Annotated in this window: 16 protein-coding genes; 5 read left to right on the top strand and 11 right to left on the bottom strand. The window is 67.5% G+C overall.

Annotated features, from left to right (window positions below; translation table 11 throughout):
- Positions 1-8: 8 nt before the first annotated feature.
- The 8 genes from C3E77_RS14540 to C3E77_RS14505 form a co-directional block, all read right to left on the bottom strand.
- Positions 9-896, bottom strand: coding sequence for an ABC transporter permease (locus tag C3E77_RS14540; RefSeq protein WP_108392634.1), 888 nt, complete (start codon positions 894-896; stop codon positions 9-11).
- Positions 886-1,821: an ABC transporter permease gene (locus tag C3E77_RS14535; RefSeq protein WP_108392632.1), complete on the bottom strand. Its 936-nt coding sequence runs from the start codon at positions 1,819-1,821 to the stop codon at positions 886-888. The genes C3E77_RS14540 and C3E77_RS14535 overlap by 11 nt, the downstream gene beginning before the upstream one ends.
- Positions 1,818-3,224 carry a M14 family zinc carboxypeptidase gene (locus C3E77_RS14530; RefSeq protein WP_234031228.1) on the bottom strand — a complete coding sequence of 469 codons (1,407 nt, stop codon included), beginning with the start codon at positions 3,222-3,224 and terminating at the stop codon, positions 1,818-1,820. The genes C3E77_RS14535 and C3E77_RS14530 overlap by 4 nt, the downstream gene beginning before the upstream one ends.
- Before the next feature lie 45 nt (positions 3,225-3,269).
- Positions 3,270-4,865 carry a peptide ABC transporter substrate-binding protein gene (locus C3E77_RS14525; RefSeq protein ID WP_108392630.1) on the bottom strand — a complete coding sequence of 532 codons (1,596 nt, stop codon included), beginning with the start codon at positions 4,863-4,865 and terminating at the stop codon, positions 3,270-3,272.
- A gap of 223 nt (positions 4,866-5,088) precedes the next feature.
- Positions 5,089-6,570, bottom strand: a complete 1,482-nt coding sequence (locus C3E77_RS14520; RefSeq protein ID WP_108392628.1) for an amidohydrolase — start codon at positions 6,568-6,570, stop codon at positions 5,089-5,091.
- Positions 6,567-7,283 (bottom strand): FMN-binding negative transcriptional regulator, encoded by a 717-nt coding sequence (locus C3E77_RS14515; RefSeq protein WP_108392626.1) that lies wholly within the window; start codon positions 7,281-7,283, stop codon positions 6,567-6,569. Before C3E77_RS14515 ends, C3E77_RS14520 begins: the two co-directional genes overlap by 4 nt.
- A 167-nt stretch (positions 7,284-7,450) precedes the next feature.
- Positions 7,451-8,233, bottom strand: coding sequence for a PIG-L deacetylase family protein (locus C3E77_RS14510; protein ID WP_108392624.1), 783 nt, complete (start codon positions 8,231-8,233; stop codon positions 7,451-7,453).
- A gap of 185 nt (positions 8,234-8,418) precedes the next feature.
- Positions 8,419-9,612, bottom strand: coding sequence for a glycosyltransferase (locus tag C3E77_RS14505; RefSeq protein WP_234031227.1), 1,194 nt, complete (start codon positions 9,610-9,612; stop codon positions 8,419-8,421).
- Positions 9,613-9,885: 273 nt separating this feature from the next.
- On the opposite strand from C3E77_RS14505, the gene C3E77_RS14500 reads away from it, so the two are divergent.
- Both C3E77_RS14500 and C3E77_RS14495 read left to right on the top strand, forming a co-directional pair.
- Positions 9,886-10,179 (top strand): DUF1905 domain-containing protein, encoded by a 294-nt coding sequence (locus C3E77_RS14500; protein ID WP_108392622.1) that lies wholly within the window; start codon positions 9,886-9,888, stop codon positions 10,177-10,179.
- 162 nt (positions 10,180-10,341) lie between these two features.
- Positions 10,342-11,319, top strand: coding sequence for an NAD(P)/FAD-dependent oxidoreductase (locus C3E77_RS14495; protein ID WP_108393420.1), 978 nt, complete (start codon positions 10,342-10,344; stop codon positions 11,317-11,319).
- Between the two features lie 234 nt (positions 11,320-11,553).
- Here the strand turns inward: C3E77_RS14495 and C3E77_RS14490 are convergent, their stop codons facing one another.
- Together C3E77_RS14490 and C3E77_RS14485 are read right to left on the bottom strand one after the other, a co-directional pair.
- Entirely contained in the window at positions 11,554-12,339 is a 786-nt protein-coding gene (locus C3E77_RS14490) for an SDR family oxidoreductase (protein ID WP_108392620.1), read from the bottom strand.
- Positions 12,336-12,857: a MarR family winged helix-turn-helix transcriptional regulator gene (locus C3E77_RS14485; protein WP_108392618.1), complete on the bottom strand. Its 522-nt coding sequence runs from the start codon at positions 12,855-12,857 to the stop codon at positions 12,336-12,338. Before C3E77_RS14485 ends, C3E77_RS14490 begins: the two co-directional genes overlap by 4 nt.
- A gap of 125 nt (positions 12,858-12,982) precedes the next feature.
- Between C3E77_RS14485 and C3E77_RS14480 the strand changes: the two genes are divergently transcribed.
- Positions 12,983-13,285, top strand: coding sequence for a hypothetical protein (locus C3E77_RS14480; RefSeq protein ID WP_108392616.1), 303 nt, complete (start codon positions 12,983-12,985; stop codon positions 13,283-13,285).
- 744 nt (positions 13,286-14,029) lie between these two features.
- Here the strand turns inward: C3E77_RS14480 and C3E77_RS14475 are convergent.
- A complete protein-coding gene (locus tag C3E77_RS14475) occupies positions 14,030-15,061 on the bottom strand; it encodes an LLM class flavin-dependent oxidoreductase (protein WP_108393418.1) in 1,032 nt (343 codons plus the stop codon).
- Between the two features lie 330 nt (positions 15,062-15,391).
- Between C3E77_RS14475 and C3E77_RS14470 the strand changes: the two genes are divergently transcribed.
- Together C3E77_RS14470 and C3E77_RS14465 are read left to right on the top strand one after the other, a co-directional pair.
- Positions 15,392-15,733: a PadR family transcriptional regulator gene (locus tag C3E77_RS14470; RefSeq protein ID WP_108392614.1), complete on the top strand. Its 342-nt coding sequence runs from the start codon at positions 15,392-15,394 to the stop codon at positions 15,731-15,733.
- A complete protein-coding gene (locus C3E77_RS14465; protein WP_108392612.1) occupies positions 15,730-16,443 on the top strand; it encodes a hypothetical protein in 714 nt (237 codons plus the stop codon). Before C3E77_RS14470 ends, C3E77_RS14465 begins: the two co-directional genes overlap by 4 nt.
- Positions 16,444-16,474 lie beyond the last annotated feature (31 nt).

Here is a 16,474-nt window from a genome sequence, read left to right as displayed (position 1 = left end):
CGCCGGTGTCACTGCTGCCGCTTGGGATCGAACGCGGAACGCAGGGTGTCACCGAGAACGATAACGCTGAGCACGGTGACCGCGAGGAAGACGGACGGGAAGATGAGAATATGCGTCGCCGTCTGGTACGCGCGGGAGCCGGCCGCGATCTGCAGACCCCACGAGATCACCGGCGGTTCGAGGCCGATACCAAGATAGGTCAGCGAGCTTTCGGCGACGATGACGGCGCCGATCGCGATGGTCGCCAGGATGAGGACCGGGGAGAGCGCGTTGGGCAGGATGTACCGCAGGATGATGCGGGCCTGGCTGAGTCCCATCGTGCGTGCGGCGAGCACGTACTCACTCGATCGAATCGACTTCACGCTCGAGCGTACGAGCCTCGCCATGGTCGGCCAGCCGAAGACCGCGAGCACCATGCTCACCGTGAGGACGGTGCGCTCGCCAACCCCCGCGAGAACGATGATCGCGGCGAGCAGGAACGGGAAGCCAAGGAAGACCTCGGTGAGCCGCGAGATCAGCCAGTCGGCCCAGCCGCCGTAGAGCCCAGCGATCGTTCCGAGGGTGATGGCGACGAGCACAGACGCCACTGTGGAGAGCACACCGACCGAGATGGAGGTCTGGGTTCCGTAGATGACGTTGGCCCAGATGTCGCAGCCCTGGAGGTCAAGACCGAACGGATGCCCGGCGCTGGGCGCCTGCGCGCTGTTACTGAGATTGCACGCGCGGGGATCCCCGTTTCCGAAGAGCCCGGCGAAGAGGGCAGGAAACAGCGACATGGCGAGGAGCACGAGAAGCACCCCGGCCGGGATGAAGAATCCGGGTTGCCTGAGCACCCGCTTGCCCGCCGATCGGGAGGACGGGGCCGCAGCCGGGCGCTGGAGGAGATTATCGGCCATAGCGAACCCTCGGATCCAGGACGGCGTGGAGCGCGTCGACGAGAAGCGATGTGACGAGGAAAATCAGGATGAGCGCCGTCGAGATGCCGACGATCGTCGGGCCCTCGTGGATGCGGATCGCTGAGAACAAGAGGTTTCCGACACCGGGGAGGTTGAAGATGCCCTCGATGATGACCGTTCCTCCGAGGAGGAAGCCCAGGTCGGTGGCCAGGTAGGTCGACGCCGGGATGAGCGAGTTGCGCATGACGTGCACGCCGACGATCCGGCCCTCGCTGAGGCCCTTCGCGCGGGCGGTGCGCACGTAGTCTGCACCCAGGTTCTCGAGCATCGAACCACGCATGAGCCGCGAGACGGCGGAGAGGCCGAAGATCGCGATGACGGCGGCGGGCAGGATGTACGACACCGGCCAGCCCGCGGAGACACCGGCGACGGGCAGGAGGTCGAGCCGCACACCGAAGATCAGCTGGGCGACAGCGCCGAGAACGAAGACCGGGATGCAGCTCGCGATCACGGTGCCGGCGAGGAGCCCCTTGTCGATCCAGGTGCCCTTCTTGAGGGCGGCGACGACGCCGATCCCGAGTCCGATGAAAACCTCGAGTGCCCATGCGGTGAGGGCGAGGGTGATGGTGACCGGCCAGCGTGCGGCCATCTGCTCGCCGACGGGGCGACCACGGAAGTCGATGCCGAAGTCGCCGCGAAGCAGGCCGCCGATGTAGCTCGTGTACTGCTCCCACAGCGATGCGTCCAGGTTGTACTTGGCGCGCAGCGTCTGGATGATGCCGTCGGAGAGCGCCTTGTCGCCGGCCAGCGCGCGGATGGGATCTCCCGGCAGGGCGAACACCGAGTAGTAGATGATGAACGTCACCCCAAAGAAGACGATGGCGAGGCCACCGACCCTTTGCAGCGCCGAGAGCCCGAATCTCATGTCAGGGTGCCGGCGAAGTAGGCGGCCCCGGCGAGAATAGCCCCGTACTGAACGCCGACGAGCGACGAGATCGGGATGACCTCCGCGTTGTCGTCGTCTGCGGCCTCACGCTGCCATCCGGTGTAGAGCGACAGCATCCGTTCGGTGATTCGACGGAGTTCCGCCGGTGCGGTGCCGGCGTTCACCTCCGCCTCAAACGCGCGCAGCAGCATCCCACCGAAACGCAGCCGGAACATGTGGACGAGGTCTTCACAGCCGAACCGCTCGGCCACCGTCGCCGGTCGCTGGGCCTCCGGCTGGCGCGACCTCGCGATGTTGGACTCGCCGGTGGCCTTCATCATCGGCACGAACGCCCGGGAGCCGCGGAGGAAAGGAGTGTCGATGGTGAGCAGGGGCTCGGCCTCGGCGAGCAGCTCGATGAGCTCGGTGCCGAAGTCGAGGAACACTGCTCCGGTGCGGGCGAGCAGCGCCGAGTAGCTCTCGTCGGTGGGCGCCGTGTTGTCGGCATCCGGGTGTTTCCAATACGGAAGCTCGGCGATCAGCGACAGGGTGCCGTACCTGAGGGCGTAGTCGCTCGACGCGTTGCCGCCGGAGCCGGGCGGGAAGGGATCGCCGCCGAGGGATTCGACCCAGTCGTAGACCTCCTCGAGGCTGCCCGTGATGAAGATCGCCTGGGCCAGTTCCTTGAGGTGGCCGCCCTCTGGTTCACCCTTGTCGAGCGGAAGGCCGAGGCTCTCGGGCACCGCGGCGAGCAGGTCGTACAGCTCCGGAACGTCGCGGGTGAGGTAGTAGTAGACGCCGCCCATCTCAGCGTTGTGCAGCGCGACATAGAGGTCGGGCTTGGTGAGGTCGATCGCCCTGGCCAGCGCCTGGGTCTCGGGCATCATGGCGTCGAAGTACGCCTTCTTGTAGCTGAACGGGAAGGTCCACTCAACCTGCTCGTTCGGGGCCGGGCGGTAAAACGCCCTGGCGTAACTGCCGCGGTCGCCGGGGTTGGCGAACCAGCCCTCGTTGAGACGGGTGCCGTCGGGGTCGATGCACGGGACGATGTTCCAGCGGGCGCCGAGTCCGGTGCGGAGGTCGTCGTCGGTAGCGAGTTGCTCGAGCAGGTGAAGAGCGGTCCACGCCCCGATCGGTTCGTTCGGATGCACACCGCCAACGACGAGGTGCGACAGCGGCCCATCGCCGATCGAGTACATCTCGAGGGCGTCGCCCAGCCGGCTGGCACCGATCCGTTGCACAGAGATCAGCTGCGGGTGTTCGCCGCGGAGCTTCTCGAACCGAGCGGTGAGCTCGTCCATGGGCGGAAAGGTGGTGTACTCGGGGACCGAGCCGGCCCGCCGGAGGATGTTCTCCGGCGAGCCGACCTGGTTCTCGCGACCGAGGGTCGCAGATGTTTCCACTGGTTGGTGTTCCCTTGATTTCGGTGCAGGTGGTGGGTCGTGAATCTATTCCGCGAGTTCGACGCGGCTCATCAGAACGCTGCCTGCGACGGAGTGCAGGTCGGCGATCTTCTCGCTCGTCGCGTACATGTAGCGGTTTCCGAAGGTCGGAATGACCGGGAAGTCCTCAAGGATACGGGCCTGTGCTTCCTCGTAACCTGCATACGATTCCTCGAGCGTCTCGGCGGAGTCCGCTTCGGCGAGCAGCGCGTCGACCTCGGGGTTGGAGTAACCGCCGGTGGCGAAGTTGCCGTCGCCGGCCGCTGTGTAGACCGCGTGCAGGGTGTCCTGCTGGCTGGGGTAGAGAGCCCCCCAGCGTCCGCGGGCCATTCCCTTGATGTCGCCGGACTCGACGCGAGCGGTGAACTCGGCGAAGTCGGTCGACGGTGCTGCGACGACGTCTTCAATGCCAAGGTTCTGGCGGATCTGGTTGGCGTAGGCCTCGAAAAGGTCTTCCTGGCCCCAGCCGCCGACGAAGGCGATCTCCATGGTTCCCTCGAAACCGCCAGCCTCAGCGAGGAGTGCCTTCGCGGCATCCGGGTCGAACTCGCAGAACTCGCCACAGATCCCCTCGGGGTCTCCCGGCATGGTCGGTGAGGTCAGTGACGTTGACGGGATCTGGGTTCCACCGTAGATGGCCTCGTTGACGGCGTCGCGGTCGATGGCCATCGAGATGGCCTGGCGCACTCGGACGTCATCGAAGCGAGCGTCGGTGCCGGGGAAGGCGAGGAAATCGACGCCAGGTGCATCGAGGGCGTGGAACCTGTCACCGAAGTCGCTCTCGGCGACCGCGACCTTGTTTGCCGGGACGGCGGCAATGTCGACCTCACCCGCGAGGGCATCGGTGTATGCGACTGCCGTGTCGAGGTACGGCCGGAAGGTGACGCCGTCGATGGTCGGTTCGGGGCCTTCGTACTCCTCGAACGCCTCGACGACGATGTCCTTGTTGGATTCCCACGCTCCGGTGAGCTGGAACGGGCCGTTGCCAATCGGGTGGCGGTCGTACGCCTCGAGGTCCTCGAAGGCCTCCTCCGGCATCGGATAGAGACCGGTCTGGCCAGCGGTGAGCTGGGAGGGGAACTGGCGGTCGGCGGTCTTGAGTTCGATGGTGAAGGTCGTCTCGTCGACGACGTTCAGCCCGCTCAGTTCGGTGGCTGTCGGCTCGCTGCCGTCGCCAGGGCTCAGTTCGGGGTAGCCGACGATGTTACGGAGCTGGCCGGCGTTGACCCAGGCGTTCGGCTCGTACGCCGCGTAGTTCCAGGCGTCGACGTACGACTGGGCCGTGACAGGCTCGCCGTTATGGAAGGTCCAACCGTCGCGAAGGGTGACCGTCCAGGTGACGGCGTCATCCGATTCGACAGATTCGGCCTGGAGCGGCTCAAGCGTGCCGTCGTCCTCGATCGACATGAGGGGGCTGAAGACCGTCACCAGAACCTCGTAAGACGAGTAGTGGTTTCCGGGGGTCAGGTGGTCGGGTTCGGCGATGGCGACGACAATCGTGTCGTCCCCGTCGGTTCCGGCATCCGTCGCGGCGGTCGAACAACCGGTCACAGCGAGGACGAGCGCCGCGGCACCGACCCCGGCTTTCTTCGAAAAACTCATGTCTACTCCTCAGGCCGAGGGGCCGGCCGGCAGTGGTCGGGGAACGTGCGTGGAAGTGCCCGGTATGGCTGGGTGCGTCACGGTGGGCGAGCTGTGCAGAGTGCGGTGACCCGAGTGTATGGTGCTTCATCGCAGCGGCACAATGAAGTTTCAGAATCTATTGAAAGTTTTATCAGCCTGAAACATTCGCGTAATCGACCGGCGGGTGGGCCCCGGGGCGCAGCTACAGGGCGTCGTGTGTCCAGCGTCCGCCGAGGAGGGTGCCGGCGACGCTCTGGCCGCGCAGCTGCTCGGGCGACGACGAGAGGGGGTCGGCCTCGACGATGGCGAGGTCCGCGACCTGCCCGGTGTCGACATCCGTTCGCGCGCTCGCCGCCAGTGCCTGCTCCGCGCTCAGTGCCTGTTCGACGTGCCACGGGTCGCGACCATCCCGGGCGCGGCCGACCGCTGCGGCGATCGTGATCCACGGATCGAGGGGCGCAACGGGCGCATCTGAGCCCATCACGAGCCGCACGCCGGCGTCGCCGAAGGAGCGCAGCATGAAGGCGTTCGCCGTGCGATCCGGCCAGAACCGGTCGGCGATGTCGCGGTCGTCCATCGCGTGTTCGGGCTGCACGCTGGCTTCGACGCCGAGGGCGGCGAACCGCGCGACATCCGCGTCGGTGACGAGCTGGGCGTGCTCGATCCTGCCGTGGGTGACGCCGAGCGCCTCGAAGGCGTCGAGCACGTGGGAGTTGGCGCGGTCGCCGATCGCGTGCACGGTTGCCTGCAGTCGCGCCTCTGCCGAGCGGGCAAGCAGCTCGGCGAGCTCGGTGGGAGGGACCACGAGGATGCCGTGCGCGTCGGGCTGCCCGGCCATGCCGGGATACTCGTCGAAGCAGAACGCCGTGCGGGTGCCGAGCGACCCGTCGGTGATGATCTTGTGCCTGCCGACTGTCAGCAGTTCGTTGACCCGCTGCCCGGTGTACAGCCCCTCCGCGATAGCGCGGTCGATGTGCTGCGTGTAGATGCCGAACTCGACGCGGAGTGAATTGGCGCCGGCGGCCATGCGCCGCTCCCAGCTCTCAAGGTTCCAGGCCATCTCGAGATCGACGATTCCGACGACGCCGCGGGAGGCGGCATCCGTTGCTGCATCGTTCACCATCGGATCGAGGATCGAATCGGGAACCGCGTTGACGAGGTTCTCGATCTCGAACGCGGGCGTCTCGCGGAGCAGGCCGGTCGGGTGGCCGGCGTGGCCGAAGATCTCGAGAGCGAGGGTGTTGAGCCAGACCGAGTGCAGGTCGAAGCTGATGAGCACGATCGGAACACCGTTGCCCGCTGCATCGAGGTCGGCAAGGTTGGGGGCGTCGGGCCAGACACCGTCGCGGAAGCCGTTCGCGACGAAGGTCAGTGGGCGACCCGTGGCGTCGACGGGTTGCGGGCCCTTTGACGAGATCGCGGCCTGCGTCATCTGGGCGGCCTCGCGGGCGCTTGTCGCCGTCGACACGTCGAGCCGCCGGGTCTTGAGCGCCCACTGGTTGAAGTGCACGTGCTCGTCCCACAGCCCGGGGATCAGCCAGCGGCCGTCGAGCGCCACTTCTTCAGCGCTCGAACGGATGCTGTCGGCGATCTTCGCGATGTGGCCGTCGGTGATCAGAACATCGGTGACGCGCTCGCCGATGCGGGCCTCGCGGAGGACGAGGCTGTCGGGTTCCGCGTTCACGACTCGGGGATTCGCGGGGTGTCGGTGGTGGCGGTGGCGTCGGTGGCCTCGGCCGGGTTGCTGCCGCTGTTGCCGCTGCCGGTGTTGGCGCCATTGGCCGCGCCGCCGTGGACCCGGTGCATCTCCGCCGCGAGGTCGGGATGGGCGTAGTTTGCGCCGTGCTCGAGTTCGGTCATGACGTTGTCGACGACATCCGCTGGCTTGTCCTGACTGAGCTTCGAGCGCGCCTCGAACCGTGTCACCAGCATCCGGAACCCGACGGTACCCGAGACGATGCGCCGCCCGTATTCCTCGTTGTCTTCGAGCAGCTTGGGCTCGGGCAGCTTGTGCTCGAAGTGGCTTACCAGCTCGCTGAGGACGCGCCAGTTCTCTTCGTCGCTGAGGATCTCCGGTACGCCGTAGAGGTGCGCGGTGACGTGGTTCCAGGTGGGCACGGCGGGCTTATCGCCGTACCAGCTGGGCGAGACGTAGCCGTGCGGACCCTGGATGATGACCATCACCTCGTGCTGGCCAAGTTCGAGTGCGCGGTCGTCGGGGCGTCCGACGTGGCTGACGATGCTGATGCCCTCGCGATCCTCCTCGAGGATCACCGGGTAGTGCGAGGCGACGAGGCCCTTCGCCGTGTTCGAGACGATGGTCGCCCACGCGTTTCCGCGGATGAGCCGCTTCACTTCATCGGGATCGGTGACGATGTACGAGGGCGTATGGCGCATGGGGAAATCATGGCAGACGCGGCCCCGAACTCCCCGCATGTGTCGCTGCGCTGCCCACCCCTGCGAACGAGAACGAGCGCTGCAGCTACTTTCGAGCGCTACAGAAGCATCTGCAGCTCTCGAACGGGATCTGCAGCGCTCGCCGCCACCCGTGGTCGGGGTGAGCGCTAGTCCGCTGCGGCGAGGGTCGCTCGTGTCGGGGCGACGACGCGGAGGCCCACACTCGGGTGGATCGGCTCCCTCTGCCCGCCCGAGTGCACGACCTCATCGCCGAACACGGTGAGCTGGCTCGCGTGGTGCCTCAGGGCATCCGTCATCGTTGCGCGACGGTGTTCGAGTTCGAACCACTCCACACCCGGCGCCTGCTGCTCGCGAATCTCTGCGAACGGGACGTTGAGGGCGACGGATGCCTGCAGCGAGGCCTCCCGGATGCGCACGTGGTCGGGGTGCCCGTAGCCGCCGTGGTCGTCGTAGCTGATCACGAGGTCGGGTTGCACCGTCGCGATCAGGGCGGCGACGTCGGCGGTCACGTCGGCGAGGTCAGCGCGGGCGAGCGCGTCGGCGGGCGCGTCGTCGGCAGGACCCGCGACTCCCTCGGCCACCCACGTCATGCCCGAGTCGCGATAGGTGTGCTGCGGCAGCCCGGCGTCGCGCGCGGGCGGCGTGCCGAGCCAGTAGTGGTCGGTGATGCCGAGCGCGGCGAGGGCACCGGCGAGTTCGCGTTCACGTTCGGCGGTGAGCGCATCGGTCCCGGCCAGCGGTGACAGCGGGCCGGCGACGACCTCGCCCTGCTCCCCGCGGGTGGCCGTGAGCAGGGTGACCCGGATGCCGCGCGCAAACAGTTCGGCGATGAGGGCGCCGGTGGAGATGGTCTCGTCGTCGGGGTGGGCGTGCGCGAACAGCACCGAGGTGATCCCGTGCAGGATGCCGTCGGGTGCGTTCGCAGGCATGGCGGTTGCGTCGGCGCGTCCTTCGACTACTCGGCTGCTGTCGGTACCATTGGCGGCTCCGACGGGCCCCGGCTCGGGCACGCTTGCTGCACGCTGGTCGCTGCCGTCAGCCCTATATGCCGGTGCCGATATGTCTCCGCTCGGGTCGATTCCGGGCGTGGAATCCTTAGCGCCAGGTTCCCGAGTCACGACCTCGCCCCGCCCTTTGCCGCGATCAACCGGGCATAGACGTCGGCGGTTTCGGTCGCGGCTTTGCGCCAGGTGAAGGTGAGGGCCCGTTCGCGTCCGGCCTTGCCGAGCTGGTGCGCGAACACGTCATCAGCGAGGAGGTGGCCGACGGCATCCGTCCACGCTGCAGGATCGCGGGAATCCACGAGCAAGCCGGTGACACCGTGTTCGACCGCCTCGACGAGACCGCCCGAGCGCATGGCGACGACGGGGATGCCGCTCGCCGCGGCCTCGAGCGCCACCAGGCCGAAGGTCTCGGAGTGCGAGGGCACGAGCAGCATCCGCGCCCCGCGGAGCAGTGCTGCCAGCTTCGGCCGTGCCTGCGGGCCGACGAAGCGCACCGAAATGCCCATTCGGTCACCGAGGGTGCGGAGTTCGGCGGCGTATGCCTCGTGTCCGGTGGTCGGTCCGCCCGCGACGACAAGGTCCGGGCGCCCGGTCGCCGGCAGAGCGGCGAGGGCTTCCATCGCAAGGTCGAGTCCCTTGAGTGGTTCGATCCGTGCGGCGACCACGACGTAGCCGGGCCGCTCGTTCGACGGGTTCGCGAGCGGCGAGAACAGTTCACCGTCGACGCCGGGTGCCACGACCGCGACGCGCGACTCGGGCGCGCCCAGCCGGTTCACGACGGTGTCGCGTTCGGCGGCGCTGATCGCGATGACGGCATCCGATTCACGGGCGAGGCGTTCCTCGCCGCGCATACGACCGGGGGATTCGGGGCGTTCACCCTCTGAGAGCGGGGTCGCCGGGTCGGCGGCGATGCTGTGGAAGCTCTGCACGTGCGGGATGCCGCGGCGGCGCGCGACGTCGAGCGCGGCCATGCCCGAGAACCAGTGGTGCGAGTGGATGACGTCGATGTCACCGAATCCGTCGAGTGCCCGCGCAAACTCGTCGATGTAGCCTTCGTGGTCGCCCTTCACCCGGCGCTCGGGCGGGCCCGCGGCGAGGTGGTGCAGCACCACGTGAGGGGCGATGGGGTGAGCGGATGCCATATCCGGTGAGGTGCGCCGCGTCGCAACGTCGACGGTGTGGCCGAGAGCGCCGAGCTCGAGTGCCGTTGCCCGGACGGCGACGTTCATGCCGCCGACGTCGCCGGTGCCCGGATCGTCGTCGGGGGACGTGTGGAGGCTGACCAGGAGGATACGGAGTGGCACTTACCGAGTCTAGATCGCGGGGGCTGGGTGTTCCGGTGGAGCGGGGCTGCGGCTGGCGCGGGCCTGGGGTGGGCGCTCGAGCGCTGCACATTTGGGTGCCGCGCGGCGAGCGTCGCGCATGCCGAGCGTCGAGCGCTGCACATTCCGTTTGTGCGCTGCAGAAGCTTCTGCAGCGCAGCGCTGGAACTGCAGCGGTGAGTGGGCGGTGGCGCCAGCCGGGCGGCAGCGCGGGCGCAGCGGCGCGCGAGACCCCGACCCGGGTTAGCATCGAGCATGCACTTCACCTTCACCGCCCCGCTCTGGGAATGGAGCGCGAGGGCCTCGTGGTACTTCGTCTCGGTGCCTGAGGAGGAGAGCGTTGACATTCGCGAAATCCCGCGGATGCCGTCCGGCTTCGGTGCGGTCAAAGTCCGGGCCACGGTGGGCAACTCGACCTGGGACACCTCGGTGTTTCCCGGCGCCGCAGAGGGCGTGTACGTCTTGCCGATGAAGAAGTCAGTGCGCGTTGCCGAGGGGATCGACGAGGGCGACCCCGTCACTGTGCACCTGGAGCTGCTCGAGTTGTAGTCGCCCGGTCAGAGGTGCAGGCGAGGGGCGGTGAGGAGCGCGCGCGTGCATCCGTTCGCCCCGCGCACGGCAGTAGGAGCTTGAGTGTCGTCCGGTGGAACTTCCGGCGCTAATTTCGCACCGCTCCTTGATCCGAGCGGGTTCCTCACTCAGCATGGCTTCATGACTATTTCCTCACCTTTGAGTTTCGACGTTGTCATCATCGGCGGCGGTGCCGCCGGGCTCAGTGCCGCTGTCGCCCTCGGGCGCGCTCGCCGTTCCGTCGTCGTGCTCGATGGCGGTGAGCCACGCAACGCACCGGCATCCGGTGTGCATAACTACCTCAGCCAGGATGGCATCCGACCGAGTGAAATGCTCAGGCTCGGCCGGGCGGAAGCTGAGAGGTATGGTGCCCGGCTCCGGGACAGTGCGGCGGTGTCGGCCTCGAAGGTCAAGGACGGGTTCACGGTGACGACCGCGGCCGGCGACACCTTCACCGGGCGGCGCCTCCTCATCGCCACCGGGCTGGTCGACGAGCTGCCCGACGTGCCCGGCGTGCGGGAGCGCTGGGGAAAGAGCGTGCTGCATTGCCCGTATTGCCACGGCTGGGAAGTGCGCGACCGTGCGATCGGCGTGCTCGCGACGAGTCCCAAGTCTGTCCACCAGGCGCTGATGTTCCGGCAGTGGAGTGAGAACATCACACTCTTCCTGCACGGCGCGCCGCGGCCGAGCGACGAGGAGACTGAGCAGCTACTGGCCCGCGGTATCACTCTCGTCGAGGGCCGGGTCGAATCGCTCGAAGGCCCGGGCGACCAGCTCACCTCGGTGCGGCTCGAGGATGGTTCGACTCACCAGGTCGACGCCCTCGTAGTCGCGCCGGTGTTCACGGCGCGCACCGATCTCCCGGCGCAGCTGGGCGTGCGACTCGCGCCGCACCCCATGGGCATGGGAATGCAGATCGAAACGGATGCCATGGGCGCCACATCGGTCCCCGGCGTGTGGGCGGCGGGAAACGTCGCCGACCTGGCCGGGCAGGTGGTGACCAGCGCGGACGAGGGCTTGCGTGCGGTCGTGTCACTCAACGTGGACCTCGTCGCCGAAGATACGCGTGACGCGGTGCTCGCGCACCGGGCCGCGCAGGCGGCCGCCCCGGTGAAGTAGCGCGTGCTCGCGGCGCCCCGCGGCACCTCGCGGCACCTCGCGGCACCTCGCGGCCCCGCTCGCCCGCGCCCACCCCGCCCACTTACCAAAAATGGCTCCCTGCGACCGGTTTGGGCCGGTCGAGGGAGCCATTTGTGGCGAACGGAGCGCGGTCGGGGCGGACGCGCTCCACGAGTGGGCACGGTCGGTGCCGGGGCTAGGGCCAGCCAACACCGACCGGGTCTGTGTGTGGGACTAGGCCCAGATGTTGTCGCCGCGGAGCGTGGCATCCGCTCCACCATCGATGTAGATGGTCTGGCCGGTGACGTGCGTGTTCTGTTCGCTGGTCAGCCAGGCGAGCAGCTCGGCGATGACAATCGCGTCGGAGTGACCGTTGAGCGGCATCGGGACGGAGCCGTCGGCCAGTGCCCGGCCCTCTTCGGTGGCGAGGAGGTCGCGGGTCATGTTGGTCACGACGGTTCCGGGGGCGACGGCGTTGACCGGGATGCCCGCACCGGCGTAGCGCGGCGCGATGCTCTCGCGGCGAACCCAGCGCGACAGCGCGCGCTTGCTCGACGGGTAGTTGAGGTAGCCGACGCGCGGTCCCTCAGCCTCGAGCGCGGCACCGATTTCGAGCGCGCGGCGCTCGTCGCCGGCCAGGAGTGCGTCGACGAGTTCGGGCGAGTTCTGCTGCAGCGAGGCCATCGAGCTCACGACGGCGATGCGCGGTGCGGCGCTCTTGGCGAGTGTCTCGGCGAGGCCGTCGAGGAGGGCGGTGACGCCGAAGAAGTTGACGGCGACGGTGAGTGCCTTCGGGGCCGAGATGCCGGCGGCAGCGATGATTCCGTCGATCTTTCCGTCGGATGCCTCAAGCACGCCTGCGATCGCAGAGTCGCGTCCCAGCGCGGTCGAGAGGTCGGCCTCGACGTCGGCGTTGCGGAGGTCGACACCGATGACGCGGTGGCCCTGCTCGCGGAGGAGGTTGGCTGTGGCTTCGCCGATGCCTGAGGCGGAGCCGGTGACGACGTAGGTGCGGGTCATTCTGAGACCGTTCTTTCTTCTGAGCCTTGTGGGCCTGATGGGTTGGTGCTGATGCGAGCCGCAAACGCCCGGGTGGACGAATCGAGCCGCTGGGTGATTTGGGTGAGCAGGTGGCGCTCCTTTTCGGTCCAGCCGTCGAGGAGTTCTTCGAGCATGCCGTCGCCGGCGCGCACGAAGGCCGTTGCCATGTCTTCGCCAGCGGGCGTGAGCTGGACCAGCGAGGCGCGGGCGTCGGCGTCATCCTTGCGGCGTTCGACGAGTCCGGATGTCTCCAGCCGGCCAAGCACCTTGCTCACGTTTGATGCACCGGTTGCGAGGTGCTCAGCGAGAGCGGAGGGGCGCAGCGGGCCGCGTCGACCGAGGATGCTGATGGCCGTGATCGACGTCGAATCGAGGTCGATCCCCTCGCGAGCGGTGACCCCGACGAGGAAGCTCGGCGCTGTCCACTGGGCAATGATCCCGGTGAGTGCGGCGAGAAAATCCGATGAGTACGGATGTGGGTCGTTCTGCTCTGCCATCGCCACTCCCTATTTACTGTCTTTGAGACAGTATATCTCCGGAGTGTGAAAACTGGCTGGAAATTCCACTGAACATCCCCCGAGGGGCGGATGCCGTCACTCACGACGACTTGTACGGTTGCGACATGGCCACGGAGAAGAAGTCGAACCCAGCCGGCGACGGGGAGCACGGTCAGGGTTACTACCTGTCGATGGGAATCTCTTTCGGCCTCCTGTTTGGAGTGGCCATCAGCGTCGCGCTGGATAACTGGGCGTTCGTGGGGACGGGCCTCGCAATCGGCGTCGCCCTCGGAGTCGCGCTCGACGCGGCGAGCAAGGACAAGAAACCAAAGCCGCAGGACCCAGGCGACACGTCGCCCGACGGTGGGATACCGGGCGGGGGCGGGATGCCGCCGGGCGACGGGCCCAAGCCGGGCGCCGGCAGCTGACCTGTGGGCCGCGAGGACTCGTGCGCCGTTAGTCCGGCCCGCGGGGACTCGTGCGGAGTTGGTGCGGTCTGCGGGGCTTGGGCCAGCCCACTCGCCATCGAGCGCTACAGTTCCATGCTTTGCGCTGCAGAAGTATCTGTAGCGCGGGAATGGATGTGTAGCGGTCGGTGATGTGGCGGGCGGATGACGGCATCCGGGATGGGCGGCGAAGTAGCGGATGTGACACGGTGGGTGATGAGGGCGGGCGGATACCGGCATCCGCTGGTTCATCTGAACGTGGGGCGCCGCCCGCAGGCACCCGGGTGTGCCTGGATCTGACCCTTGCGGGTGGCTCTGGGCTTCTGCAGAATTACGGTATGTGGGCGTTGCTGATTGAAGTCGGTGTGACTGTTCTCAGCGGGGTTGCGGATCGAAGGCTGTTCTCGCGCCGCCGCAACCGTCGCGCGTCCTGACCCGGTACACGTAGCCGTCGCCGCCGGACCGTCGAGCGCTGCAGTTCCATGCCCTGCGCTGCAGAAGTATCTGCCGCGCGAGCGTGGATGTGCCGCGGTGGATGACGCGGGCACGCGCGGGCATCCGCGGCAGGGCTCCGGCCCGGCAGGAGGGGCAGCCTCCCGCTGCCTGGGTGAGGTCGAGCGCTGCAGTTCCCACGCTCGCGCTGCAGAAGTATCTGTAGCGCGAGCATGGATGTGTAGCGGTGGGCGTCCGGGCGCAGGCATCCGCGACCGGCACCCGAAGCGCGCCCTACGCGAGCAACTCGCGCACGCGCGGGATCACCTGCGTGCCGTAGAGCTCGATGCTCCGCATGAGCTGGTCGTGCGGCATCGTGCCGTTCGCGTACTTGAGGTCGAAGCGGTTGAGCCCGAGGGTGCGTGCCGTCGCCGCGATCCGCTGCGCAACTGTCTCGGGTGATCCGGCGTAGAGAGAACCGTGCTCGATTTCCTGCACGTACTCGGCTTCGGTCACGGACGGCCAGCCGCGCTCGGCACCGATGCGGTTGCGGTTGACGCGGAAGTGCGGCCAGAGCTGCTCGCGCGCGAGCTCGTCGGTCTCGGCAATGTGGCCGGGGGAGTGCGCGCCGAGCGGCATCCGCGGCAGGCCGAGCTGGTCGGACGCGCGCCCGTACAGCTCGACATACGGCAGGAATCGGCCCGGGTCGCCGCCGATGATGGCGAGCATCATCGGGATGCCGCTGCGCACGGAGCGCACGACGGATTCCGGTGATCCGCCAACCCCGATCCACGCGGTGAGGCGACCGGACTCGGTCTTGGGGTGCACGTCGGCGTCGACGAGCGGCGCGCGGTAGCTGCCCGACCAGGTGACCGGCTTTTCCTTGAGCAGCTGCACGAAGAGGTCGAGTTTCTCGGTGAAGAGGGTCTCGTAGTCGGCCAGGTCGAAACCGAACAGCGGGAAGGATTCGGTAAATGAGCCGCGACCGAGGATGACCTCCGCGCGTCCGTTGCTGGCGGCATCCAGTGTGGAGAAGCGCTCGAACACGCGAATCGGGTCGTCGCTCGAGAGTACGGTGACAGCGGTGCCGAGGCGGATGCGTTCGGTCTGGCCGGCGATTGCGGCGAGGACCATGTCGGGCGCTGAGATCGAGAAGTCGTCGCGGTGGTGCTCGCCGATACCGATGAAGTCGATGCCGACGGAGTCAGCGAGAACGGCCTGGGCGATCACGTTGCGGATCACCTGCGCGTCGGTCTCGCGCTCGCCGTTGCTGTCGATGGTCACGTCCCCAAAGGTGTCGAGGCCGAGTTCGAGGTGCTGTGCCATGGAGATATCCGTCCGAGGTTCGGTGAGAGTCGATGCGTACGCATCGATGAGAGCCAACTGTGCCCGGGTGAATCGTATTCCTGCGGGGCGGTGGCGGCCAGCGTTCGCGCTGGCTGCTCCTGGCGGAGGGTGCCGGACTCTGGGTCGACTACCCCTACGGTCGGCCGCTCTAGGTCTGTCGTATCTTTTGCCCTGAGCCGTTGGCCAGGCCGCCGGCTGTCTGGCCACCGGATGCCTGACCCTCGGTCCGTCCGGAGTGACGCGCCCGGTTACCCCCTAAATTCGATCGCGGTACTAGACAGTTTGTCTAACTAGTGAGAGCATCTACCTATGGAAGCGACTCAGTGGCCCAGCGACTGGATGCGCGCCGTGCTCGGCCTCAGCGTCTTAAAGGCGCTCGGTGGCGGGCCGACCTATGGCTACGCGATCGTCCGCATGCTTGATGAGGCAGGGTTTGGCGTCATCAAAGGCGGAACGCTGTACCCGCTGCTCACCCGATTCGAATCGGCAGGCTGGGTCACCGTCGAATGGACGGCCGGCGACGGCGGCCCAGGACGCAAGTACTTTTCACTCACCGCAGAGGGACTCGACGAACTGGAAAGGCAGACCGCACAATGGGCGAGCTTCACGGAGATCACACGCAAGCACCTGCAGGGCGGCAGCGCCACATGATGAAGACCGACAACGACGCCTGGCTCGACCAGTTCGTGCTGGAACTGCGGCTGCTCGATGTCAGTGGCGCCGACATCGGCGACGCGGTTGCAACCGCGCAGGAGTTCCTCGCCGATTCGAATCAGACCGCAACGGATGCCTTCGGCCCGGCACGCGAATACGCGCGGTCGCTGGACCTGCCTCCCGTCGCGGGGGCACGGGCCGATATCACCCGAGCGATCATGACCGGCATCGTGAGCCTGGTCGGGTTCTTCGCTGTCGTCTTCGCCGCACCGGCCGCGCTCGCCGGAGACGCGGTTGAAGTTCGGCTGTCTCAGCTGACCCTGGTGGCGCTCGCGCTGGTGCTGCTGTCGCTCGCGCCGCGTCTGTTTCAGCTGATCGCACGGGTTGGAACGTGGAAGCTCGTGGTCGCCGGGATGCTGCTGTTCGGTCTGCAGGTCGCGCTCGACCTGACCCTGCGGCACATTGTGCTGTTCGAACTGCCCGGTCTGCCGGTCGCGCTGGTTGGCGGTGGCGTTCTCCTCGGGGTAGCGCTCTGGGAGACAATCCGCGAGCGTGGTGAGTCCGATCCGGTGCGCGCGCCGATGGAAGCACCGGTTGTGGCGACCGGGTGGAGCCGCTTTGTGTCGGTCCTGCCGAACTGGATCCTCGTCGCCGCCGCGCTGTTCTTCGTCGCGGTGGATGCATTGCTGCTGCGGGGCGCTGCTTAGCCAGGAATTGCTGTATCCCGCCACTGCTCGG

Origin of the sequence: Mycetocola zhujimingii, from assembly GCF_003065425.1 — a bacterium.
Classification (GTDB): Bacteria; Actinomycetota; Actinomycetes; order Actinomycetales; family Microbacteriaceae; genus Mycetocola_A; species Mycetocola_A zhujimingii.
This window is presented reverse-complemented; position numbering and strand designations above follow the sequence as displayed.

Excerpts from the sequence above, each read along its gene's own strand:
- C3E77_RS14540 (WP_108392634.1), bottom strand. The coding sequence starts at position 896 with ATGGCCGATAATCTCCTCCAGCGCCCGGCTGCGGCCCCGTCCTCCCGA.
- C3E77_RS14475 (WP_108393418.1), bottom strand. The coding sequence starts at position 15,061 with ATGGCACAGCACCTCGAACTCGGCCTCGACACCTTTGGGGACGTGACC.
- C3E77_RS14495 (WP_108393420.1), top strand. The coding sequence starts at position 10,342 with ATGACTATTTCCTCACCTTTGAGTTTCGACGTTGTCATCATCGGCGGC.
- C3E77_RS14535 (WP_108392632.1), bottom strand. The coding sequence starts at position 1,821 with ATGAGATTCGGGCTCTCGGCGCTGCAAAGGGTCGGTGGCCTCGCCATC.
- C3E77_RS14515 (WP_108392626.1), bottom strand. The coding sequence starts at position 7,283 with ATGCGCCATACGCCCTCGTACATCGTCACCGATCCCGATGAAGTGAAG.
- C3E77_RS14525 (WP_108392630.1), bottom strand. The coding sequence starts at position 4,865 with ATGAGTTTTTCGAAGAAAGCCGGGGTCGGTGCCGCGGCGCTCGTCCTC.
- C3E77_RS14490 (WP_108392620.1), bottom strand. The coding sequence starts at position 12,339 with ATGACCCGCACCTACGTCGTCACCGGCTCCGCCTCAGGCATCGGCGAA.
- C3E77_RS14510 (WP_108392624.1), bottom strand. The coding sequence starts at position 8,233 with ATGCCTGCGAACGCACCCGACGGCATCCTGCACGGGATCACCTCGGTG.
- C3E77_RS14465 (WP_108392612.1), top strand. The coding sequence starts at position 15,730 with ATGATGAAGACCGACAACGACGCCTGGCTCGACCAGTTCGTGCTGGAA.
- C3E77_RS14500 (WP_108392622.1), top strand. The coding sequence starts at position 9,886 with ATGCACTTCACCTTCACCGCCCCGCTCTGGGAATGGAGCGCGAGGGCC.
- C3E77_RS14480 (WP_108392616.1), top strand. The coding sequence starts at position 12,983 with ATGGCCACGGAGAAGAAGTCGAACCCAGCCGGCGACGGGGAGCACGGT.
- C3E77_RS14470 (WP_108392614.1), top strand. The coding sequence starts at position 15,392 with ATGGAAGCGACTCAGTGGCCCAGCGACTGGATGCGCGCCGTGCTCGGC.
- C3E77_RS14485 (WP_108392618.1), bottom strand. The coding sequence starts at position 12,857 with ATGGCAGAGCAGAACGACCCACATCCGTACTCATCGGATTTTCTCGCC.